Annotated in this window: 25 protein-coding genes; 1 reads left to right on the top strand and 24 read right to left on the bottom strand. The window is 27.6% G+C overall.

Features of this window, described 5'->3' with window-relative positions; translation table 11 throughout:
• Positions 1 to 232: 232 nt before the first annotated feature.
• From lepB to AXF11_RS10680, 21 genes are all read right to left on the bottom strand, one after another.
• Positions 233 to 745 carry a signal peptidase I gene (gene lepB / locus AXF11_RS10350; protein WP_068158054.1) on the bottom strand — a complete coding sequence of 171 codons (513 nt, stop codon included), beginning with the start codon at positions 743 to 745 and terminating at the stop codon, positions 233 to 235.
• Between the two features lie 110 nt (positions 746 to 855).
• Positions 856 to 1119: a Txe/YoeB family addiction module toxin gene (locus tag AXF11_RS10345; protein WP_068158051.1), complete on the bottom strand. Its 264-nt coding sequence runs from the start codon at positions 1117 to 1119 to the stop codon at positions 856 to 858.
• Positions 1119 to 1382 (bottom strand): type II toxin-antitoxin system RelB/DinJ family antitoxin, encoded by a 264-nt coding sequence (locus tag AXF11_RS10340; RefSeq protein WP_068158049.1) that lies wholly within the window; start codon positions 1380 to 1382, stop codon positions 1119 to 1121. Before AXF11_RS10340 ends, AXF11_RS10345 begins: the two co-directional genes overlap by 1 nt.
• 107 nt (positions 1383 to 1489) lie before the next feature.
• The gene (locus AXF11_RS10335) at positions 1490 to 2296 is read right to left on the bottom strand and encodes a DUF4116 domain-containing protein (protein WP_068158047.1); all 807 of its coding nucleotides are present in this window, start codon (positions 2294 to 2296) and stop codon (positions 1490 to 1492) included.
• 16 nt (positions 2297 to 2312) lie between these two features.
• Positions 2313 to 3722: a transglycosylase SLT domain-containing protein gene (locus tag AXF11_RS10330; protein WP_068158045.1), complete on the bottom strand. Its 1410-nt coding sequence runs from the start codon at positions 3720 to 3722 to the stop codon at positions 2313 to 2315.
• 11 nt (positions 3723 to 3733) lie between these two features.
• Positions 3734 to 4372 carry a type IV secretion system protein gene (locus tag AXF11_RS10325; RefSeq protein WP_068158044.1) on the bottom strand — a complete coding sequence of 213 codons (639 nt, stop codon included), beginning with the start codon at positions 4370 to 4372 and terminating at the stop codon, positions 3734 to 3736.
• A gap of 1 nt (position 4373) precedes the next feature.
• On the bottom strand, positions 4374 to 5156 hold the full coding sequence (locus AXF11_RS10320) for a C40 family peptidase (protein WP_068158043.1): 783 nt from the start codon (positions 5154 to 5156) through the stop codon (positions 4374 to 4376).
• 62 nt (positions 5157 to 5218) lie between these two features.
• Positions 5219 to 5605, bottom strand: coding sequence for a hypothetical protein (locus tag AXF11_RS10315; protein ID WP_156440417.1), 387 nt, complete (start codon positions 5603 to 5605; stop codon positions 5219 to 5221).
• Positions 5606 to 5883: 278 nt separating this feature from the next.
• Positions 5884 to 6540, bottom strand: coding sequence for a hypothetical protein (locus tag AXF11_RS10310; RefSeq protein WP_068158029.1), 657 nt, complete (start codon positions 6538 to 6540; stop codon positions 5884 to 5886).
• Complete coding sequence (locus tag AXF11_RS10305) at positions 6510 to 7244, bottom strand: type IV secretion system protein (RefSeq protein ID WP_068158026.1); 735 nt, start codon at positions 7242 to 7244, stop codon at positions 6510 to 6512. The genes AXF11_RS10310 and AXF11_RS10305 overlap by 31 nt, the downstream gene beginning before the upstream one ends.
• Positions 7245 to 8156: a type IV secretion system protein gene (locus AXF11_RS10300; protein ID WP_068158021.1), complete on the bottom strand. Its 912-nt coding sequence runs from the start codon at positions 8154 to 8156 to the stop codon at positions 7245 to 7247.
• Positions 8157 to 8171: 15 nt separating this feature from the next.
• Complete coding sequence (locus tag AXF11_RS10295; RefSeq protein ID WP_068158014.1) at positions 8172 to 8948, bottom strand: hypothetical protein; 777 nt, start codon at positions 8946 to 8948, stop codon at positions 8172 to 8174.
• 48 nt (positions 8949 to 8996) lie between these two features.
• Entirely contained in the window at positions 8997 to 11462 is a 2466-nt protein-coding gene (locus AXF11_RS10290) for a TraG/VirB4 family ATPase (RefSeq protein WP_068158012.1), read from the bottom strand.
• A gap of 25 nt (positions 11463 to 11487) precedes the next feature.
• The gene (locus AXF11_RS10285; RefSeq protein ID WP_068158011.1) at positions 11488 to 11724 is read right to left on the bottom strand and encodes a VirB3 family type IV secretion system protein; all 237 of its coding nucleotides are present in this window, start codon (positions 11722 to 11724) and stop codon (positions 11488 to 11490) included.
• A gap of 200 nt (positions 11725 to 11924) precedes the next feature.
• Positions 11925 to 12923, bottom strand: coding sequence for a P-type conjugative transfer ATPase TrbB (gene trbB / locus AXF11_RS10280; RefSeq protein WP_068158009.1), 999 nt, complete (start codon positions 12921 to 12923; stop codon positions 11925 to 11927).
• Positions 12913 to 13227, bottom strand: a complete 315-nt coding sequence (locus AXF11_RS10275) for a hypothetical protein (RefSeq protein WP_068158006.1) — start codon at positions 13225 to 13227, stop codon at positions 12913 to 12915. The genes trbB and AXF11_RS10275 overlap by 11 nt, the downstream gene beginning before the upstream one ends.
• 18 nt (positions 13228 to 13245) lie before the next feature.
• Positions 13246 to 15507 carry a type IV secretory system conjugative DNA transfer family protein gene (locus tag AXF11_RS10270; RefSeq protein WP_068158004.1) on the bottom strand — a complete coding sequence of 754 codons (2262 nt, stop codon included), beginning with the start codon at positions 15505 to 15507 and terminating at the stop codon, positions 13246 to 13248.
• A gap of 14 nt (positions 15508 to 15521) precedes the next feature.
• Positions 15522 to 17081, bottom strand: a complete 1560-nt coding sequence (locus AXF11_RS10265; protein ID WP_068158001.1) for a TrbI/VirB10 family protein — start codon at positions 17079 to 17081, stop codon at positions 15522 to 15524.
• Positions 17082 to 17101: 20 nt separating this feature from the next.
• Positions 17102 to 17920, bottom strand: a complete 819-nt coding sequence (locus AXF11_RS10260; RefSeq protein WP_068157997.1) for a TrbG/VirB9 family P-type conjugative transfer protein — start codon at positions 17918 to 17920, stop codon at positions 17102 to 17104.
• A 16-nt stretch (positions 17921 to 17936) separates the two neighbouring features.
• On the bottom strand, positions 17937 to 18650 hold the full coding sequence (locus AXF11_RS10255) for a type IV secretion system protein (protein ID WP_197416828.1): 714 nt from the start codon (positions 18648 to 18650) through the stop codon (positions 17937 to 17939).
• Between the two features lie 24 nt (positions 18651 to 18674).
• Positions 18675 to 18818 carry a hypothetical protein gene (locus AXF11_RS10680; protein ID WP_156440416.1) on the bottom strand — a complete coding sequence of 48 codons (144 nt, stop codon included), beginning with the start codon at positions 18816 to 18818 and terminating at the stop codon, positions 18675 to 18677.
• Between the two features lie 227 nt (positions 18819 to 19045).
• Between AXF11_RS10680 and AXF11_RS10250 the strand changes: the two genes are divergently transcribed.
• Positions 19046 to 20257, top strand: coding sequence for an IS256 family transposase (locus AXF11_RS10250; RefSeq protein ID WP_068153993.1), 1212 nt, complete (start codon positions 19046 to 19048; stop codon positions 20255 to 20257).
• Positions 20258 to 21023: 766 nt separating this feature from the next.
• Here the strand turns inward: AXF11_RS10250 and AXF11_RS10245 are convergent.
• The 3 genes from AXF11_RS10245 to AXF11_RS10235 form a co-directional block, all read right to left on the bottom strand.
• A complete protein-coding gene (locus AXF11_RS10245) occupies positions 21024 to 21284 on the bottom strand; it encodes a hypothetical protein (protein WP_068157989.1) in 261 nt (86 codons plus the stop codon).
• Positions 21285 to 21292: 8 nt separating this feature from the next.
• Positions 21293 to 21475 carry a hypothetical protein gene (locus AXF11_RS10240; protein WP_068157986.1) on the bottom strand — a complete coding sequence of 61 codons (183 nt, stop codon included), beginning with the start codon at positions 21473 to 21475 and terminating at the stop codon, positions 21293 to 21295.
• A 113-nt stretch (positions 21476 to 21588) separates the two neighbouring features.
• Positions 21589 to 22074 (bottom strand): hypothetical protein, encoded by a 486-nt coding sequence (locus tag AXF11_RS10235; protein WP_068157974.1) that lies wholly within the window; start codon positions 22072 to 22074, stop codon positions 21589 to 21591.
• Positions 22075 to 22090 lie beyond the last annotated feature (16 nt).

The raw sequence follows: 22090 nt of genomic DNA, 5'->3' as shown, positions 1-22090 counted from the left end.
CATATGTCAATACTTTCTATGGCTAATACACAATTTTCTCATATAAGCCTCTAAAAGCTCTTAAAACACAAATGGTTATTTTTTGATCCCTAAAATATAAATTTTTAATTTTTTATTAAACTTTTTATCATTTCTTTTAAATATTATCTTTTCTATGTTTATTATATCATAGATTTTTCAAAAAAATAAAGCTATAATTTTAAATTTGTTTAATTATGGATGAACTTTACGATTATATTTTTATTTTGTAAACCAATTTAACTTTCTTCAAAATATCTTTTTTCTTTATTTCTCCAAAATATCTTGAATCCAAACTGTATTTTTCTTTTGACAATACCCAATAACCATCTTTTGAGATGTTTAATTTAGCTCTTTCAATTCCCTTGATATATTCTCCATAATCTTCTCCATTCACAAAAAGATGATTATTTTGAACTTCCAGTTTGTCTCCATATACAGCGACTATTTTTTTAACAGTTAAGATGTTCTTTATATTTTTTGTGCTTGAATATTTTTCAAAATTTTCATCCATCTTAAAAACTACAATATCTCCTTTTTTTACATCTTTAAATTTTATTTCTCTGTAAATTCCCAATGGAATTGACGGTGAAACATTTACCCAAAATAATTGAGTAAAAAGTAAATAACTTATTACAACTAAAACAAATAAAATCCAAAATATTAGTAATCCTTTATTTACCTTTTTTTTATATTTTAAAATATTTTCAAACTGCCAATTTTTCATAATTTTTCCTTTTCTATTGCTTTTTTAAAACAAAAAAAGACCAAAATCACCGATTCTAGTCTTTTTTTGTTATAATTTATTTTTTTATGATTTTAAATATTTTTTTATTTCTAAAAATTATAATGTCCTCTACAAGAAACTATTTCCAAAATTTCTTCATCTATTATACGATAGACAAGTCTATTTCTATCATCAATTCTTCGACTCCAGAAACCGCTTAAATCCCCTTTTAACTGCTCAGGTTTTCCTATTCCAATTGGATGATTTTTTTCAATATCTTTAATTAATTGATTAATTCGTTTTAATGTCTTTTTATCTTGAACTTGCCAATATAAATAGTCATTCCAAGCTTCTTCAAACCATATTTTTTTCATTAATCTTCAACCTCAATTATATCATGTTCTATTCCTTTTCCTTCATTTAGTGCTTTAATTCCTCTTTTTAAATGAGCAATATTACTTTCTGAATAAAAAGGATCAGCAGAAATTTCAAAAGGTATTCTTCTTTCTTTTAATACTTTTTTTGCAAAAATTGTAAAAGCTGTTGACATAGAAAGTCCCATTTCATTACAAATCATTTCCATATTTTTTTTTAAATTTTCGTCCATACGAAAATTCACATTTACTGTTCGTGCCATAATAATCAATCCTTTATTTTTCTTTTATTATAGCATTTTTTATGTCAAAACTCAATAATTTTCATTCAAAAATATTATTTTTTCATTACAAATTTAGAAATTTTTTACTATCTTTCATTTTCATCTTGATTTTTTTCAAAGCCAGAATACATTTGTTCAAAATAGTCCATTTCACTTTTGAATTTAGTGGGTTCAACAATATTTTCTTCCACATACTTATCAACTGCTTCAGGATTTTCTAAAACTTCATCAAAAATTTCATCTATTTTATCTTTCGTTTCTTCATTCTTTTCATTTAAAAATTCTTTTTCTATTTCTTCACTTTGATGTATTGATTCTTTTGGATTCTCATTACTTTGTTCATTCTCCATTTTAGATTGATAAATTTCACTTTGGGATTTTACATCTTTATGAATTTTCCCAAATTTTTCATAATCATTTTCCATATCATTTATCTTCTGTGCTTCTTTTAAAACTCCATCCATTGCTTGCGAAAGTGTTATTAATACTTTTGCTAGTATTTTTATAACAGTTCTTCTTGATTTTTCCAATTCTTCACTCATTCTCTCGTTAAATGATTTTTTTCTTTCTTCTAATTTAAAACTGAAATCTAAAGAACTTTTTTTTAGTATTTCTTCTAGTCCTTTCACACCTTTAATTGCTTCAAATACTACATCTTTATCATTTTGTAGTCTTTCGCTCGCGTGTGCAAAAGATAAATTATTATTTTTAATAGCTTCCATCACCATTTCTTTATCATTTTTTAACTCTTTGGAAGCATACCTTAACGAATTTCCATTTAATTTTACTGCTTCTAACATAAATTCTCTATCTTTTGTAAATTCCTTTAACTCTTCTTTCTCTAAAATATGTTCGTTTTTTTTGATTGTTTTCAATAATTTCTTTTTATCCATTTTCATCATCTCTTTTCTATCTGAATTCTTTTGTTATAAATTTTGATGACTTTGAAATAAGGATTATACCTATTATCATAAGTCCTATATATCTAAAAATACCTTCATACGCATCTTTTATTGCATCAAGATTATCTGTATCAACTGTTATATTAACTGAATTTAATGCTCCTATAATCACAGAAAATACTACTGTAATAACCGTTATTTTTATACCGCTTAAAATAAATGTAATTGGAAGTTTATTCTGTAATCCTGATGGCTTTTTTAAAACATCAAATATGACAAAAAATAAAGCTAATGTTGTAGTTAAGAAAAATTGTACTGTTGCCATCATAATTTCTAGCACTATTCTTATTCCTACTATAAACATAATAAATAAAGCTATCATTATAGTAAATATATCAGGTAATAAAATCCATTTTGTCATGTCTGCTTTTTGATGATAACTTACTATCAAATTAAATAATTTTTCAGCTTCTTTTATTGACACCTGCCAAGCTTGATTTGCATTGGTTACATCTGCGCCAAATACCTTTGCAATTCCAATAAAAAAGTCAAATATCATAGACTGTATATTTACAAAATTTAGTACAAGTCCTATATAGAAAGCATATTTTAACATTTTACTTATTACCCTAGGTAAAATAGTTGAAGTATCTGCGGTAGCTGGTAGTATAACTGTGAGAATAAAATCAAATAAGGCTATAAATGTGAGTAAGATAATTACCTCACTTATTAACTTATCTACTTTAGATAAAATTCCATTTTTAAATATATCAACTGCTTTATCAAAATCAATTTCAAATACATCTAAAAAATCACTTTTTATTGAACTGGAGCCATCACTACCACTGTATTCTCCTTGTGGAAATTGCGTCATATCTAATGGATCTAATCCTGCAATTTTTGCTATCTTATTTCCAAATGATGGAACTTTTTTTATATAACTTGTAGTTTCCTTTATTCTTTTCCATCTTCCGGATTTAAAACATCCTGGTCCACAGTTATATGCAGCTGCTAAATCAGACAAATTGGTAATTCCATAATGTTTTGCATTTTTTCTCATCCAAGCAAAATATTTTACTCCACATTCAATATTATATTCAATATTATATAAATTTCCTGTACATCCTACTTCAGCAGCTGAAGTACCAGGAGTTACTTGCATAACACCTCGTGCATTGGCGCTATTTGCTTTTAAATTTCTAAAATTAGATTCCGTTTGGATAATTCCATAAATATATGCTGGAGAGAAATTATACTGAGCTGATACTCTATTAACCGTATTTACAATTGTTTGTGCGTCTGCTCTACTGGTCTTTCCACCTGAATTTTTTACAATATAATCAACCATCGCTGCATCATTTGCACAAAAAATTATTGAAGATACAAAAAATATCATTAGCAATACTATTTTTTTCATTTTATTCCTTCCTATCTTCCATTTAATGTTTTCACAATATCATCACACTTTTGTACCAGAAGAACTCCTATCCCTGTTAAAATTAGATATCTTACAATTTCTTGATATCCGTCCTTTATATCATCCATTGTCTTAATACTTTCAATTGTTACTTTGTCAAATCCACTTATAACCACTGAAACAATGGTTACCATAACAGCTATCCTTATTCCTGATATTAAAGTTGTCATCAAGACTTTTCCACCTAATACTCTTCTTGTTTTTTCAAAAACTTCAAAGGGTATAAAAAAAGTTGATATTCCAGTTGTAAGAAAAAATTGTATTTTTACCAAAACCAATTCAATCATTATTCTTATAACTAAAATTAAAAATATTATTAAAATGATTATCATCAAAATTAATTGTGGTAATAATTGTATCTTCCCTAAAAACATATGTGAACCCCATGTTGTAATAATATTTAGTATTTTTTCAACATTTGACATTAATTTATTCCAAATGCTATTTAAACTTGGATACTTAATTCCAAATGCAAGTGCGATTGATAAAAAACTATCATAAAATATTTCCTGAAGTTCTCTAAATTGATTAATCACTCCAAACCAAAAAGCATATTTTACGAATCTAACTAAACTTTCACTTGAAAACACATCATTCTCCTTTCTTTTTAATCAAATAATACGTAAAATCAATACAGCACATTATAACCATAAGATAACCAATTCCACCTAGTAATCTATCAACTCCTGAATTAATTTGATCTAAAAATTTTTGTGATATTTTATCCCAATCAATTTCATAAGTTTCATTTGTAAATCCCCTACTTGCGTCATCTCCAGTTAAAGTGTCGCCCACCGTTGAACCTGCGGGCGGGACAACTATCTGTCCATTTTCATCCACAATACTAGTACAGCTATTATTCTTCAAAATTTGAGTTGCACTTGTCGCCCCTAAATAATGACCATCTGCTGCTAAATTTTTTATTCTTCTTCGCACTCCATATTTTTTTCCTCTTGCGTCAATCATTTCTACTCTACCATTACCAAGATTTGAAACTACTATACCTACGTGTCCTGTTGTTCCACTTGAATAAGGTGAAAAATGTATTATATCTCCTGGTTTTAAATTAGAAAAATCATTTCTAGATATTAATGTTCCACTAGATTGTCTCAATCCTAAAGCTGTTGTACCAAAATCTCCTTTCTTTCCTGAAATAGAAGTCATACCACCCGCTTTTATACTAGCTGACATAAGTCCAGAACAATCAAAAGACGTAGGTCCAACACGAGGTCCTATCATACTGTAAGGTTTTCCAACTTGAGCATTGGCATAATTTACCATTGCTTGTCTGAAGTCAGTGTCATTACAAGTTTTCTCTGAAAATACCAGTATATTTAATATAAAAAATAATATTACTATTATTATTCTTTTCATAAAATATCTCCTTGTACAAAAAAAAGACTAGAATATTTTTCTAGCCTTTTTATAGTTTTAAATTATCTTTTATTTATTATTCCAATAATATTTAATTGCGAATCTAATTCTACTAATTTTTTATATTTTGTATCGTATGCAAAATAAAAATTTTTATCTCTTTTAGACGGAATTTTATAAAAATTTTTAACAATAAATACTCCATTTTTATAATTTTGTATAATGTCCCAGACCATTCCATTATTATATCCAGAAAGTTCTTGACAATCAGGACAATAACTACCGAAATACCATTTATTATTTTTTAACCTTATTGACACTAAATCATCAGCAGAATTTCCCCAGTTTCCAACAAGTTTATTTAAATTATTTTTACCATCTGTATGAAGCTTTTCAGCAAATATAAATACATTCATTATCAACATTAATAAAAATATTATTTTTTTCATTATTACACCCATCCATTTCCAAATATTTAATATCATTATTTCCTTACTTTACTTTTTTATAAGCTTCTATGATTTCATTTCCTTGTCCTACCATAACTAATGTTTTTAATTTTAAATCATATGCAAAGTAAAGTTCCATTGTTCCATATCCGTGATAATTTTTATTAACCGTGTATACTGGGACATAAAGTCCTTTTCCTACAGGTTTAAAATATCCTTTTGACCCATCGTTGTAAGAAAATACAAGTTTTCCTTTACTATTTTGTATAACAATATCTTCATACTGTAAATGTTTTATAATTTAAGTTAAATTCTTCTACAATATTTTCTATATTGTTAAGTCCATAATTTATACCTTTTGAACCTGTAATTACAACGTTTTCTGCACTTTTTTTTATCACTGCTTTTTCTTCTTCAGTTAATTTTTCTGTTTCTATTCCTGTTGAAATTCCTTTTCCTGACAATATTGATTTAACATTATCTATTGGATCATCTGTTACTATCTTTATTCCTTTTGAAGCAACATCCGCTGTATTTTTTATTGCTTTACTTGTTATTCTACCGACTGTTTTACCTTTTTTAAATCCTTCTTTTGCTCCTTCAAATCCACCTTTTAAAACCGCTTGAACTTTCTGCGACTTTGTTGCAGTATTCGTAGCCATTGTTCCTGTTTTAACTCCATTTACTGCTGTTGAAACTGTTTTGGTTGCTCCCATTGTTTGGGATACCATTCCTCCAGTGGCTCCTGCTATTGCCCCAGCTCCTGCTGCTCCTGCTGTTACAACCACTCCTGCCGCAGATATAACACCTGATACTTGGCTCATTACCGCTTTTCCTAAACCTGTTGCAGTTAATCCTTCCCCTGAACCTGATGTAATTATTGAAGCAAGAGAACTAGCTTTAGTTATGAAAAAACCGCAAAAATTCCAAGCCATCCAAAAATTAATTGAGGTTTATTTATAGCATCTGTTACTGCTCCATTTGGAAAAAGGTAATCTTCCATAACATTGTTACAAAGTAGTTCTATTATAAGTATAACAGCAAGATTCATTCCTGCACCTACTACTGCTGTTATAAATTTTTCTCCTAATGAATTTGTTCCATCAAATGTTGCAAAACATATAAACAATATTGATATACCAGCGACAAAATGAAATGCAATCACCGCAAAAAGAATTGATACAATAATCCATATCAATAATATAAAGGCTAAAATCCAACAAAAATAATAAAGTAATTTCCACCCCATATTTCCTAATCCAGTCATTGTATTCGCTGCATCTAAAATTTTATTTATATCAGCCATATTTTTATTAAACACATCTCCAATTATTACTGAAGTATCTATATTTTTATCAGAAAAAACATTAGCAAGACCAATAAAAGTATCAAGTAAAATTTCTTTTATTTTTGTATAATTTAGGATTATTCCAAACCAAAAAGTATATTTTAACATTCGCTCCATCATTGATTTCATAAGTTGATCACGATTTTCAATTGTTCTTATCATAGTAAAGGTAAAATCTATTAAAGCAAGTAGAGTTGCAAACACTAAAACCCCTTGTGATACTGTTATAAGTCCCGAGTCTATTTTATCAATAAATGGCTTAACTAAAATTTCATCAAAATTTATCTCCATTTATTCTTCACCACCTCCTAATGTCTGTCTCATCTCTTGAAATCCTAAAGTATTACTTGCCATACCTTTTGCGCCTTTATAAATTTGTCCTATTGTTAAGGTTTCTCCAGCTCCATACAAAAAAAATGAAGTTATTGGTTCATAAAAAAATATTATGACAGAACATACTCCAAATACTGTAACAAACGATATTATTTGACTAATATCAATATTTTGTATAAATCCAAATGTAACAGTTGACCAAAATCCAGTTTTTTTAGTTGTTCCTACCGTTTGTTGCATAATTATATCCATTGAAACTTTTTGAATTATTAAAAGCACTGTTAATTTTATTCCTGCTGAAAATACAGCATTTATAAATTTTTGACCAACGCTTCTTACTCCCTCAAACAAAAAACAAGGAATAAAAATTATTGCAAGTCCTAAAACTATATAAAATCTCATTATCGCATGTAATACTTTATATAATACAAACACAAGCAAGACAACACATAAGATATAGATAAATATTAAAAACAATATATTTACGACATTGTTTGGAGTTGGTGTAATCATTGCTTCCTCAAACATTTTATTTAAATTTTTCATTGTTTCATTCAATATTTCATCAGCTACATTTTCTAATGAAGTTTCACTACCTGTGAATATTTTAAAAAATGATACAAATCCATCAAGCAAGACATCTTTAACTTTTTTATATTCGCTTATTATACCTAAAAAAAAGCCATATTTTAATATTTTTGTAATAATAACTTGTCGTATATCTTGATGATTTATAGTTGCTAATGCGAAATCATATAATGCAAGAATTACTGCAAATATAATCATTGCAGTTATTAAAGATGTTAATCCTGAATCTATTATATCTATAAGCGGTTTAGCAATCCATTCGAATATTTTTATTTCCTTCATTGCTTTTTTACCTCTTTATTTATTTCGTAAACTTCTGTATTTTTGAGCCTGACTTTCATGATATTTAATTGATTTTCTTATGGATTCCCTAGTTGCTCTATTTCTTTCTTCAATTGCTTGCTGCTCCGCAAGTTCTCTGGCTTTCATAAGTCTATCAGCACTTGAGGTTTGTTCCATTAGAGTTGCTACTCTTTCTAATGTTATTGTCATTTCTTGATTAATTCTTCCAATTATATTAAGTAATTGATTAGGATTTTTTGCAGTTTCTAATTCGCTGGCAAGTGCAACCATTTTAGTTTTAAAATCTTTTTGTGCTAATTGATTTTGCCCATTTTTTGCTAAAATATCTGCTCCAATATTTTTCATTTCTAAATAATAATTATCTATCGCTCGATTGTAACTTTTCAAGTTCCCACCATTTATTAAATCTTTATATAAATTATTGAATGCAACTTCTGCTTTTTTTGTTGACTTTAACGCTCCTTGTGCATACTGGTTAGCTTTGTACATTTCATTAATTTTATGTACTAGTTGTTCTGTTTTTTGTCTAAGTAATGCTTCAGGAAGATTTTTCCACTGTTCTAATTGCAATTTGAATTTTTCAAGTTGTAATTCATAATCCTTTACAATTTGTAATTTGCTTGCCAAATTTTCATAATAATCTTTCATCATCCAGTAAGATGAATCAGCTCCTCCTCCACCAAATACACCTGCATAAGTAGTTGCTGAAGTTATTGAAAATATACCTGCTATACTTACTAAAGCAAAAATTTTTTTAATTCTACTTCTCATAATAAATCTCTCCTTAAAATTATACTTTCCCACGCGTGAGAAAGTATATTAATAATTTTCACGTATTAATCTTTTTTCAGTTTCTATGTTTAAATGACTTAATTTCCAATCTAACCATGATAAATTAAGCATTTTTAAGTCATTTTTATATTTTTGTTTTAATTCATCAATTTTATCAAAATCAACTTTATCTGTTGATCCAACTAATGCCAATTCCAATTGAGATAATTCCAGCTGGAACATTCTAGCACCTTTAGTTGATTTGTAAAAATAATCTTGTTTTTGTTGTGCGTCATTTATATCTTGTATTTCTTTATCATTTAATCCTAATTTCCTATAAAGATCTGACCAACTTGTTTTTGCGTATTCATTTGGCAATAAAATTTTTGTTTTACAAGCATCTATTATTGCCGAAGCAATATTAGAATTTATAATATCATCTAATGATTGTGTTGCAAATAATACTGCTACCCCTAATTTTCTTAATGTCTTAAGCCAATCTCTAATTTTATTTCGCATTTGTGCATTATCTATGAACACCCATGCTTCGTCTAAAACGAGTAATGTTCTTTTCCCTTTTTTAAATTTATCTCTTTCAAGCCTGTGAAACATGTAATTTAAAATATGAGGTGCTACTTTTGGTTGTTCCATTACATCTCCCATTTCAAAGGAAATGAAAGAGTTATTAGAAAAATTATCAGTATTATTGTCAAAAAATTGTCCATATGCTCCATATTTAGTATACTGATATATTGCTTGTTTTAATTCATCATCTTGTAAATGCGAATGTAATCTTTCTATTGTTCTGTCTCTTTTATCATTTGTCGATAAATTTGTAAGCGCTACCCAAATCTTCTCCTTCAATGCAGGAGTTACCACAATATTTTCAGCTTCAAAAATATTAATAAGCCAATCTCTCGCAAATTCTTTTTCACTGCTTATATCAATATCAGCAAGTGGTTGAAATGATAACTCATAATTTCCCAAGTCAAAAAAATCTCCACCACATAATGTAGTGAGTATTTTACTTGAACGACCCTTATCAAAAATAAAAATTTGAGAATTATCGTATTTAGCAAATTCAGCTGCAATCATACCAATCAATACTGATTTTCCTGCCCCAGTTGGTCCAATTATAAAGCTATGACCTACATCCCCTATATGTAAATTGAGATAAAATATATCTCTACTGCTAGTTCTTGTTATCATTAAAGCTTCATCTCTTAAATAATCATTATTTTCAAAACCTTGAAATATTGAAGAAACAGGAGATAATCCCGTAAATAACATACTATTTATAGGCATCCTACGTATATTACTCGATACTTGCCCTGGTATTGCTCCAATTACTGTATCAAGAGTATTATATTTGTCGACAGAAACTGTAAAATCAAGAGCCGTTAAAATTTTATTTATATCTTTAATGTACTCTTCCAATTCATTTTTTGTGTAAGCAGTTACAATTATCGCAATTGTATAAATTCCATATTCTAAAAATCCTGTTTTTAATTCTGTTAAAGCATTACCTGCTTCATTTGCTTTAATTATTGCATACTCATCAGGATTACTTGATTCTTTTTTGTTTATGGCTGAAGTAAAATATTGTAAAAAACTATATTTTTTCCCTCGATGAAAATCTCTAAATTTTTCAATTAATTTTTTCGATTCTTCTCTATCTAAAACTATATATCTACTGCAAAACCTATATTCAAAATTTAATTTTTCTAAATCCTGAAATATTCTATCTTTTATTTCTTCAGGAAATGCTGTAAGTGTTAAAGTAGCTAAATACTTATCTCCTACTTGTGGATGTTTTCCAAATGTATAAGAGCTTTTAGAAAGTTGTGAATCAAGTAAAATTGAATTAGATAATTTAAGTTTTTCAATAAATTTCTGATTTACCGTTGAATATAGATAACCCATAAGTTTATCATCACTTAATATTTCAATTTCTAATGAAACTGATCTCAATTGCTCAATAAAATCAGCAACTCCTTCCTTAAATTCTTGCAATCTTTTCATATATAAAAAGCTTTCTGCTGTTTCTTCCTCATCTTTTTTTTCAATTACTGTTTCAAAAATATTTCTACTCAAATCATTTTGTATGAAATAAGATAAAGTTATATAATATTCAGTTTTATAAAAATTATCTGATGAAAATATCTCTTTTCTTCTATTCTCTATAAGAAAAGTTGGAATTTTTTCATAATTTCTTTTTATTCTAGTATCATTTATTTTTTCCCTTTGAAATTCTGAATGAATAACAAATCCTTCAGGTAATCTTTTTATTAAATTATTGAGTATCTTTAATTTTGATTCTTTTTCTTCTTCAGTAAAATAATCTAAGTCAAGAAATCTTATTTTTAGACACATTGAATAACTGAAATTTTTATTCACTACAATAAATTTTGGATTTTGATTTTCTGAATTTCCATCTTCATCGACCATTGCAGCAGCTGGAATAAAAAACTGCATACTTTGTTCATAATCCTGTAATAATTTATTTTTATACATAAAATACACTACTCCTTTCTAAAAATTAAGGATTATAATAATTTTTATTTTTAAACGAACCCAAAAAAATTATTAAAAATAATGGATCATCTTTTGATACTGCTTTCAATAGCATAAGAAGTATCGTAAATGGAAACATTGCCCAAAATTTTATGAAAACAAATAAAACTACACTAAACATTACTAATCCAATGAATACAGGTTGTGGAACTCCAAAAAAAGTTTTTATTTCTAATAATGATTTATATACTGGTATTTTCATATATGTTCATCCTTTCATTATAATTCTATATCTCTGTTAGTTTTCATATTTTTTTTTAATGCTCCAATTATTTAATATAAATAATTAAAGCATTAAATTTTTTTATTTTTAGACTAGATTTTTTATTCAGTTGCCATTGTCCTATGTTTCTTATTTATAACTATTTATATTGAATAATATAAATACTTTAAATAACTAATTTAACTTACTACAGGGGTTAAGATGTATTTTTTACTAACTTCATCCCAACCTTCCAAATATAAAACTTCTTTTATTTTTCTGTTCTGATTTTCATCTCTTTCAATAAATACAATAATATCAAATGCACTGGCTATCATTTCTTCCTGTGGCTTCTGACTAACCATATTTATGTATTGTTCTACTTTTTTTAATCCAAGTTCAGCAGAATCAGCATGCACTGTTACAAGTCCACCTGGATGTCCTGAATTTAGTGCCATAAGAAAATCTAAACACGTTTGCCCATCTCTTGCTTCTCCAATCATTACTCTAGTAGGATTAAATCTCATCGTTGACTTTAATAGTAATGAAGTTACTATTTTATAAGTTGATTTAAGCCTCACAATATTTTTTGACTTACATTTTAATTCCTGTGTATCTTCAATAATGATTATCCTATCTTTTGTATTCGTTAATTTCTCCAAACAAGCATTAGCAAAAGTTGTTTTACCGCTACTTGTTCCTCCAACAATTAATATATTTTTTCTTTCACTTACAAATTTTTGAACTATAAAATCCTTTTGTTTTTCAGTTATAACTTTTTTTTCTACATATTCATCTAAAGTAAAAATCTTTGCAGGTGGCTTTCTTATTGCCATAATCGGACTAAAATTTACACATTCTCCAATTATAGCTTCAAATCTTTCTCCATTTGGAAGAGAACCACTTAAAATTGGATTATCATCATTTACAACCTTTTTATTTAAATTTGCTACATTTTCAATAATTTTTAATGCTTCAACATTGTTAACTATAATATTTGTTTCAACCATTCCTTCGCCAAATTTATCCACCCACAAATGTTTTTCTTCATCATTATTCAGCATAATTTCAGTTACAAAATCATCTTTAAGTAATTTTAAAAAATCTTCTCCCAAAAGTCTTTCAAAATATAACCGATCTTGCTCTTTTTTATATTTTTGCTTCTCAATTTCATTCATTTGATAAAAATTATCGTTCATAATCTTCTTCCTGATCTTGTACCTTTTTTATAATATTTTCTGAAACACCCAGTGTTTCTAAAAGTAAATCATCTATTTCTTCATCATCGTACATATCTCTAAGCATTTTTATGAGCTCCAAGTCTTTTTGAGTTCTAATTCTTTTTTGCTTTTCTTCGCTTTTTTTTATGTTTTCACGTTGTGTTTTTATTTTAGCGAGTAAGCTTTCTTTTTTCTCTTTTGTCTTAGTTTCTTCTACCAATAATTTTTCTTTCTTTTTCCTATAATTTTCTAATCTTTTTTGTTTCTCTTCCTCACTTAACATCGTCATTTCTCCTTTTAGTTAATTAAATTGTCTTTTTGCCATCATAATAATTTTATTAGAATCTATTTCATCTAGTTTTTCATTTTTTGGAAAACTATTAGCTTTTTTTACAACATTTCTAAATTGTTCTATCAAATCTTTATCCTTTTCGAAATCAATTTTATCTAGTTTTCTCAATTCTGCAATTACTATTAAACCTATATTTTTTATTAATTCATTATCTCTAAATGACTGTACAATTTCTAATAGTTTTTTCTTATATTCTGTTGTATCCTGGTCTGTATCCGATATTTCTTTTAATATTTTATTTATCTCAATTCTTTTCATCTTTTCTATCTGCTCAATTTCATACTTCTTTTCTTGTTCTTTTTCTTCAAGAATTTGATGATATAATCTTTTATTTACTATTTTTGTTTTCAATCTATCGACTTCAAATCTTCCCATATTATCTTTTTTTTCAAAAAATAACTGACCTTCAGAATAAAATCGTGGTTGTTCCTTAGTTGCTTTTAACATATCATCTCTTTCAAAAAATAAAACTTTATCTGGTGCAAGTGGTGGTTTTATTCCAGTTAAAATTATTGACTTTCCACTTGGAAATTGTGCTATTTCTGATAATGTAAGTAAATCTCTGTGTGTCCAGTTTGTATTTTTGCTTCTTCCACTTTTAGAATACGAATAAGATCTTGTTCTTATTGTTTTTACTCCTAACTGTTTATGAAGATACTCTGCCGTTTCATTATCGTTGGGTCTAAAAAATATCCTTGTTTGACAATTTGATAAAATTCCATTTTCTTTACCGTAAGTTGCTATTAATTGGTCTATCCCTTGCAAAACAATTACAATTTTTATTCCAAATCCAGCAACATATGCTAATCCTTTTTCTATTTTTGTCATTTTACCAATACTTGTAAATTCATCCAACAAAAATAAAACTCTGTTTTTTTTCTTTCTAATGTCTGATGATAATTTATCTACCATTTGTACTATCATTACTCTTATTAAAGGTGATAAAAGCTCAATATCTCCCGGAGAAACTACTATATACAAACTTACTGGTTTTTCTCCATCAACAATATCCATTATTTTAAAATCACTTCTTGATGTATTTTTCGTTACAGTAGGCAACTCAAATACTGCTAATTTTGCCTTTGCTATTGCAACAACACTTTGCAGTGTTCTATCAGGCATTTGCGCTAAATATGAAAACTGATTTGCTACAAAGGGATGTAATCCTTTTTCGATGAGCACTTTATCACTTTCATTATAGTAAATCTTTTTAAGTATTTCTTTATCATCATCAAAAAGTAAAAAATCCTGACCATTTTTATATTTTTTCAATTTATCTAACAAATTAACATTTGGGTCAGTTATAAATTTTACAGCGTCTGTTATTGTTGCTCTAACTTTTGTAGGCTTATCCCCTATTCTTCTTTTAGAATAAAAAGCATAAAGTAATACTGAAGACATAATATCTACTGCCGATAAATTCCAAAATGGATCATTTGTTTTTTCTTCTCCGACAATATTAAGAGCAATACTTCTAACTTTTTCTATTTCTCTTGAAGTCATAAATCCCAGTTCATCAAGCGGATTATATTTGGAGCTGGTGTCAGCAAGTGCTTCAAATTTTATAATATTATTATCAAAAGCTTGTGCTCTATGCCCTGAACTCATATTAAAATTTTCTTTCTTTATATCCAATACAACTACTGATTGCTTCCAGCCTTCTACAAGCGTAGGAATTACAAACCCAACTCCTTTTCCCCCTCTAGTTGGTGCAATTAAAGACATATGTGTATTTTCATTATCATGCAATACTTTTTCTTTAACTTCTCCGATTACTACTCCTTCATCTGCTAAAAAATCAAGTGTTGCAATTTTATTTTTTCCTTTTTTATTTGGTCTTAGATCGTCATAATTACCCCATCTTGCCGAACCAAATTCATCTTTCCACTTTTTTTTTCTTAAAAATAGAAAAGGAACAGGAACAGATAAAAAAAGTACGAAAAATACTATTTTTAATTTTTGTGTTGCAAGTGGCGTTCTTTCAAAAACTACCTTCATATCATTATCAAATAAATTTAATAAATATATTTTTTGATTAAATATTGTAAATAGTCCTTCTCCAAAAAAATCAGGATACTGCAATATTGCAACATAATAAGTCGATGATATAATAAAAGTTGCAATAAGTAATATAGCTGACATTATTGAAGCTTTTATTAATTTTTGTTTAAGACTTGTTATTTTTAAATTAGGTATTTTTCCTGTTTGCATAAATTACCTTCTTTCTACCGTCTCAATTGATTGTATGGAACTAAAATTAAATCTTTGTTAACAATAATATTGAATTTATAACCTTTTTTTACATATATTGTAGGCTGCCTATTTAAATCTTTTTCAACAAGTCTTTCTCCAATGCTCTGTATTTTTTCAGAAGCATTAGAAGCCCCTGTCCCTATACTTACTCTTGAACGATTTCCAGTATTAACGTCTACATTAATGCTATCCAATCTTCCTGAAGCTGTTGCAATTGCTGATGATAAAAGTACACTTCTCAATAATTTTAAAAAATGATTATTTACTCTTCCTTTAAATCCCGAATTTCCCATCAAATCTACACCTTGCATATTTTCAAGTTCCAAACTAAATCCATTTGGAAACACCAATCTTTGCCAAACAAGTAAAAGTCTATTTTGTCCATAAGTTACGTTACTGTCATATACTCCATATATTTTTGTTCCCATCGGTATCAATAGGTGTTTTCCAGTAACACTGTCATAAACATTTCGTGATACTTGTGCTAAAACCTGTCCAGGTAAATCTGAATTTACTCCTGTAATCATTATTCCATGTATTATATGTCCAGTTTTTAATTCAAATCTACTATAATTTCTATTCAACATTTTTGTTGATACAAAACTTCCAGATTGAGTATTTAAAAAATTTTGTTTTGAAACTTGCCTATTTTGGTCATAATCTTGTGATTTTTGTGTTAGCGTCTGTTGTAATTGTGGTTGCTGCGCTGAGTAACTGGCAGGATTTTGTGCAAGTTGTCCAACTGGATTTTCAACGTTATTTTTATTACTTACGAATTCTATTCCTCTTTTTTTATTTTCTGTATTTCTTCCCGTACCTTTACCAACATTACCGCTATTGTTATTTGTTGAACTAGCATTTATTTCATCCATAATCCCACTACTATTACTAATGTCGCCATAATTACTTCCTGTATTTGTATTTATCCCTCTTACTTCACTTAAATCATATGCTTGTTTAGTATTTTTCCTTATATCATTCATATCAATATTATCTAATGGTAAATCATCATTTGAAATTCCGCTACTTCCTCCGCTTCCATTATTAGTACTGTAATAACTAGGTAATTGATCATCTGTTACTGCATTTGGATTAACAGGAGCATTAGGGTCAACTGGAGTATTCACTTCTGCCATTGCATTTGGATCAGCAGTTTCTCCATTTATATCATCTACTTTCATTGCTTCAGGATTAGCAACGGCAATTTCATCAGCCTTTTTATCCTTTTTCTTTTTATCAGAAATAAATTTGGGTAATACACCAAATGAAATTATCATTGCGACTAGTACAAACCCCATAATTTTAAGATTCTTTTCATTAAACATCCCTGTATCAGGTATAAATCTTCTAATAATTCCTTTTTCCTCTTCTTGAGTACTATTGATTTCATCTGTATTTATATTTTCTGAATCTCCTTCTCTTTCTTTTTCTTCGTTATAAAAAGTATTTTCTGATTCAGGTTTTTTATTGTTATTTACAAAATTGTCAGTGCTATTACTTTCATCAAATTCAACATCATTTTCTTCTGCCACTTTTTAACACCTCCCATATTTTATTTCTTATTATTTCTAACTTTTACAGTTTTTTTACCATTTATAACGAAAATTTCTTTTGTTACATAATCCAAAACTACATATCTTCCTTCCACTCTGCTTGTAACTAATGTTAATTGATTATCAGTTCCTTTTACATAAAAACTTGGCATTTCTTGCAAATTATTTTTCATTAAAATATAAGTTTTTGTCCCGTCATCAAATACTAAAACTGGAGAAAAATTATAATTTTTGTTAGTAATTGTATAACCATAGTTAAGATTTTTTACATCACTAACTGATAAATTTTCTGTATTATTATTGTAGTTCTCATAAAATAATTTTTTTTCTTGAGGATATTGCCATTCAACTAATGGATTATATTTATCTTCAGTAGAAACTGCATTAATCAAATAAGTATGTCTATCTGTTGTGATTACCAGATTTGTTTTTAAATCAGTATCAGTTGGAACTAACAACAAAATTTCTCTATTATCTTTTCCACCTGTTGTTTGTTCCAATTGCCAATTTTCTGTATCTCCTCCTGCTTTAAAAATTATTTTTTCTCCTGGTTGTAATTTTATTGTTGTTAAATAATTAGGTTTTGAATAAATTTGATAAACAGAATTATCTGCATACTGAAAAGTTACGGCTGTTTTCTTTATTGCTTCTTTTTTTCCAGAAATTATTCCATCATCACTATCATCATCAAATATTTTTGATTCTATTTTTACATTTTTATTTGCTGGTGTAATCGTTACTCCGTCATTTGTAAATCCAAATGAAAATATCAGTAACAGTAACCCCATAATTAAAGGTTTTATACTCTTTTTTCCCATTATTTACTTTCTCCTTTTACTTTTCTTGTGGTGCATCTTCTCTTGAAATATTAAAATCTTTTATTATTATTCCAAACGGATTAATTTTTACCATCTCTTCATTTTTCACGCTTACTCTATCAATGGAAAATATACCAACATAATAATTTGTAAATTCTAATTCTCCATTATTTCTATATTGACTCTCTTCCCATCTAATCTGATAAGAGTTTGTTTGATTAGGAATTTTATTTATAGTTTTTACAGTTGCATTAACTGTTGTTTTATTTTGTATTTTTAGATAATTATTTTCTGCCTCAATTATTGATTTTAATTTTTGTTGTGTCGCTGGAGTTAAAAAATAACTAGCTTCTTTTAAATTACTTTCATATAATTTTGGGTCTAGTGATATACTTCTTGTATCCAATATAAATCTTCCCAAAAAATAGTTTGCTGTTTCTTCAGGAAGTTCATTGTTATTTTTTTGTAATACCGTTGAATTTAAAAGTTTTTTAGTTTGATTATCCACCTCAATTACATAAGGCAGATAATGACTCCTAAGAGAAAGATAAATCAAAGCAAAAATTAAAATTATATTTACCAAAAAAGAAAAATTAAATCTTTTTCTCTCATGGGTTAGTTCATTAGATAAATCCATATATCTGTCAAATGGATTGAAATTTTCAATTTTTTCTTTTTTACTTTTATTCAGAAAAAATTTTTTCTTCTGTCGTATCTTTTTCTCGTTCATTTCCCTCATCTTTCATTTTTTTCTTTAATTTATTGCCTGAATATACTCAATTGCAATTGTACTTCCACCTAATGCTTTTACAGTAGGTTCTATAAACCAGATTGCAACAATTATTAAAACAATTGAACCTATTTTTATCATTGTTCTTGAAGTTTCATGGTCAGCCATTTGGTTAAATGCAAACCAACCAATTGCAATAAGTCCTGCAAAAGTTCCAAAAATTTGAATATCACTCCAAGATTGTGAAATCCATTCAACTAATTTACCAAAAATTTGTGATTGTCCATTTGTTGCTGTTTTTGATAAAACAATACTACTGGGTGTGTAAAAATTTTTGTGTAAACCTCTAGATAATATATGGTAAAATAACTGTATAATATTTGGAGGTTTTTGTTATGACTAAAAAGAAAATTGACAACGAAATTTTTAAAACACTGATTGAGGATTACAATATTAAAGATACTAATGATATTAAGGATATGCTTAAGGATTTGCTTTCGGGTACTATCCAAACCATGCTTGAAGCTGAAATTGAGCATGAACTGGGGTATGCTAAACATTCTATGAAAGATAAGACTACTTCTAATGCTAGAAATGGACATTCCAAGAAAACTGTTAGAAGTGAGTATGGCAATCTTGATTTAGATATTCCTAGAGATAGAAATGCTGAGTTTGAGCCTCAAATCATCCCTAAATATCAAAGAGAAATTACTGGCATTGAAGGACAGATTCTTTCTCTTTATGCTAAAGGAATGAGCAATAGAGATATCGAGGACCATCTCAATAATCTTTATGGAATTGATGTTTCGCCATCTATGATCAGTAAAATTACAGATAAAATTATACCTGAAATTAGGGAATGGCAGTCTAGACAGCTTGAGGATGTATACCCAATAGTTTTTATGGATGCTATCCATTACAGCGTAAGAAAAGATGGAGTTGTTGTTAAAAAGGCGGTATATTTAGCTATAGGAATAGATAAGGAAGGGCGAAAGGAGGTCTTAGGATTTTGGATAGGAGAAAATGAATCAAGCAAGTACTGGCTAAATGTTTTAAATGAATTAAAAAACAGAGGAGTTCAGGATATACTAATTATGTCTGTTGATAATTTAAAAGGGTTCAGCGAAGCAATATCTTCGGTGTTCCCTAAGACAGAAATTCAAAAATGTGTGGTTCATCAAATTAGAAACAGCATAAGATACATATCTTACAAAGATGTAAGGGAATTTACATCAGACTTAAAAGAAATGTACAATGCACCAACACTGGAACAGGCAGAGTTTAAACTGGATGAACTAGAAGAAAAATGGGGTAAAAAGTATATGGCAGTAATTAATTCCTGGAGAAGTAACTGGAATGAGTTGACAACATACTTTAAATATGATACAAAGATAAGAAAGCTGATATATACGACAAACCCGATAGAAAGCTTAAACAGACAATTAAGAAAGTATACGAAGACAAAATCACTTTATCCGACAGATGAAGCATTGATGAAGTCAGTATATTTAAGTTTAAAGGAAGCAACAAGGAAATGGACTGGAAGAATACCGGGCTGGGGAGAAATATATTCTCAGTTAAGTATTTATTTTGAAGGAAGGATTTAAAAACAGGATGATAAAAATACCATCCTGTACCATATATTATATTTTGAGTTTACACAAAATTCTGGACACTCTCATACTACTCAATAGTAAAAATAGAAATCCAACTTTATATGAACTTTTAATTTGTTTTTTCATCTTAGTTATCTCCTTTCTTTTATATTTATTTATCAAAAAAATTTTTGAAAATAAAAATAAAAAAAGGTGTCTCCCACAGTTCCTTGACATTTAAAATTCCAGAACTGCAAGTATAGACACCTTTCGTTAGTCTTAACATCTATTTAATTGTATATTTTTATTTCTTACCTGTATTATATCATTTCTTTAAAAAATGTCAAGAAATTTAAAAAAAATTTTTATATAACGGGCGCAAAATTTTTTCATTACGAAGAGAAACGGAGTTTTGAAAACTTTTTGTGTCCAATCACCAAACGGTAGTGCGGTAGTTTATATTGAATATTCTAATTCTAAAAAATAAACTTTAAGTATTGAAATCTAAAACATTGAATTTTGGATTACTAATATTTTCTCAATATACTTAAGTATATTTTTATAACCGCTGTCCTTGACAACGGTTATTTTTTTTCCTGAAATTTATTTCAGGCACGCAGTGTTTTTCTGTTTAACAGAGAAACACACAAGCGTGCCTTTTAAAAATCTGCAATTTTTACAAGGAATTTTTTTGATTTAAACTGCAAGTTTAAACAAAAAATCGACACAAATTCCATAGACTTTAGTCTATGGGTTAAGTCGATTTTTGCACATCCCTCTATTTTACAAATAATTTTTGTAGAATTATAAGAAGCATTGTTATTACTGGTAATACATAACTACCAATCATTAAGATCCTTCTTTTTAATTTTTCATCAAATTCATCTATTTTTTTTAGTTGTCTATTTATATAGTCAAAATATAATGTATTAAATATCATAAGGATTATGGTTAAATTTGAAAAATTTTTAAATTTAAAAGGCTCTTTGTTAACTGTACTCACTACCATTACAAAAGTAACAATTAATACTCCTATCACATTTTTTCTTAATACTTCTTCGACATTAATTTTTTTATTTCTGAATTTTCACTACTTTCAACTTTATTTTTATCCTTTTTGCTTCTTACTTTTTCTAATTCTAATTCCTGGTATTTTTTTATTTGCTTAAACAGTAAATACAAATAAAATACCGCATTAGTTAATATAACAAATAACATCAATATTTTCATAATCTAATCCCTTTCCAAATCTTCATATCTTTCTTCTTCTTTCTCATTTTCTCTCAAATTCATAATCTCAATATTTTTTTTGGAAGTACTCCATAATTTGAATATTTCTTTTACTATTTTTCCATTAGATCTAATAAGTCTAAATTTTTGTATTTGTTCATTTCTTTTTGATGTTTTATTAGACTTTTTATTTTTAAAATAGTCTTTTTTTTCTCCTTTTCCAACTGTTCTCTTATTTTGTTCAATTTTTCCAATTCTTTCTTTTTTTCATCATAAGCCTGCTGATTCTCTTTCTTTTTTTTAAAATTAAGAAAGCTGGACTTTATCTTATTCAAATTTTTTTCATCATCAGATAGTTCAGATTTTAATTTTTCACATTTTTCTTTTAATTTACCGTATTCTCCATCTGTTATTTCATCTAAAATTTCATTATCCCAGTCTATTTCGTTTAATTCTTTTTGTAATTCTTTTTCCTTATTTTCAGCGTACTTAACATATTCTTCAAATTTTAATTTACTATTATCATAAAGTAACAGCAAATAATTTATACTCCCTTCTTCAGTATTTTCAAAATCTATCCCCTTTTCCTTCAAATCCATTATAATTTCATTCTTC

The organism is Leptotrichia sp. oral taxon 847 (assembly GCF_001553645.1).
Taxonomy (GTDB): Bacteria; Fusobacteriota; Fusobacteriia; order Fusobacteriales; family Leptotrichiaceae; genus Leptotrichia.
The sequence above is the reverse complement of the archived record's forward strand: the minus strand, read 5'-3'. Positions and strand labels throughout refer to the sequence as shown.

Bases quoted from the DNA above. Each gene is read 5' to 3' on its own strand.
- lepB (WP_068158054.1), bottom strand. From the start codon at position 745: ATGAAAAATTGGCAGTTTGAAAATATTTTAAAATATAAAAAAAAGGTA.
- AXF11_RS10345 (WP_068158051.1), bottom strand. From the start codon at position 1,119: ATGAAAAAAATATGGTTTGAAGAAGCTTGGAATGACTATTTATATTGG.
- AXF11_RS10340 (WP_068158049.1), bottom strand. From the start codon at position 1,382: ATGGCACGAACAGTAAATGTGAATTTTCGTATGGACGAAAATTTAAAA.
- AXF11_RS10335 (WP_068158047.1), bottom strand. From the start codon at position 2,296: ATGGATAAAAAGAAATTATTGAAAACAATCAAAAAAAACGAACATATT.
- AXF11_RS10330 (WP_068158045.1), bottom strand. From the start codon at position 3,722: ATGAAAAAAATAGTATTGCTAATGATATTTTTTGTATCTTCAATAATT.
- AXF11_RS10320 (WP_068158043.1), bottom strand. From the start codon at position 5,156: ATGAAAAGAATAATAATAGTAATATTATTTTTTATATTAAATATACTG.
- AXF11_RS10315 (WP_156440417.1), bottom strand. From the start codon at position 5,605: ATGAAAAAAATAATATTTTTATTAATGTTGATAATGAATGTATTTATA.
- AXF11_RS10310 (WP_068158029.1), bottom strand. From the start codon at position 6,540: ATGGCTTGGAATTTTTGCGGTTTTTTCATAACTAAAGCTAGTTCTCTT.
- AXF11_RS10305 (WP_068158026.1), bottom strand. From the start codon at position 7,244: ATGGAGATAAATTTTGATGAAATTTTAGTTAAGCCATTTATTGATAAA.
- AXF11_RS10300 (WP_068158021.1), bottom strand. From the start codon at position 8,156: ATGAAGGAAATAAAAATATTCGAATGGATTGCTAAACCGCTTATAGAT.
- AXF11_RS10295 (WP_068158014.1), bottom strand. From the start codon at position 8,948: ATGAGAAGTAGAATTAAAAAAATTTTTGCTTTAGTAAGTATAGCAGGT.
- AXF11_RS10290 (WP_068158012.1), bottom strand. From the start codon at position 11,462: ATGTATAAAAATAAATTATTACAGGATTATGAACAAAGTATGCAGTTT.
- AXF11_RS10285 (WP_068158011.1), bottom strand. From the start codon at position 11,724: ATGAAAATACCAGTATATAAATCATTATTAGAAATAAAAACTTTTTTT.
- trbB (WP_068158009.1), bottom strand. From the start codon at position 12,923: ATGAACGATAATTTTTATCAAATGAATGAAATTGAGAAGCAAAAATAT.
- AXF11_RS10275 (WP_068158006.1), bottom strand. From the start codon at position 13,227: ATGTTAAGTGAGGAAGAGAAACAAAAAAGATTAGAAAATTATAGGAAA.
- AXF11_RS10270 (WP_068158004.1), bottom strand. From the start codon at position 15,507: ATGCAAACAGGAAAAATACCTAATTTAAAAATAACAAGTCTTAAACAA.
- AXF11_RS10260 (WP_068157997.1), bottom strand. From the start codon at position 17,920: ATGGGAAAAAAGAGTATAAAACCTTTAATTATGGGGTTACTGTTACTG.
- AXF11_RS10255 (WP_197416828.1), bottom strand. From the start codon at position 18,650: ATGAACGAGAAAAAGATACGACAGAAGAAAAAATTTTTTCTGAATAAA.
- AXF11_RS10680 (WP_156440416.1), bottom strand. From the start codon at position 18,818: ATGGCTGACCATGAAACTTCAAGAACAATGATAAAAATAGGTTCAATT.
- AXF11_RS10250 (WP_068153993.1), top strand. From the start codon at position 19,046: ATGACTAAAAAGAAAATTGACAACGAAATTTTTAAAACACTGATTGAG.
- AXF11_RS10240 (WP_068157986.1), bottom strand. From the start codon at position 21,475: ATGAAAATATTGATGTTATTTGTTATATTAACTAATGCGGTATTTTAT.
- AXF11_RS10235 (WP_068157974.1), bottom strand. From the start codon at position 22,074: ATGGATTTGAAGGAAAAGGGGATAGATTTTGAAAATACTGAAGAAGGG.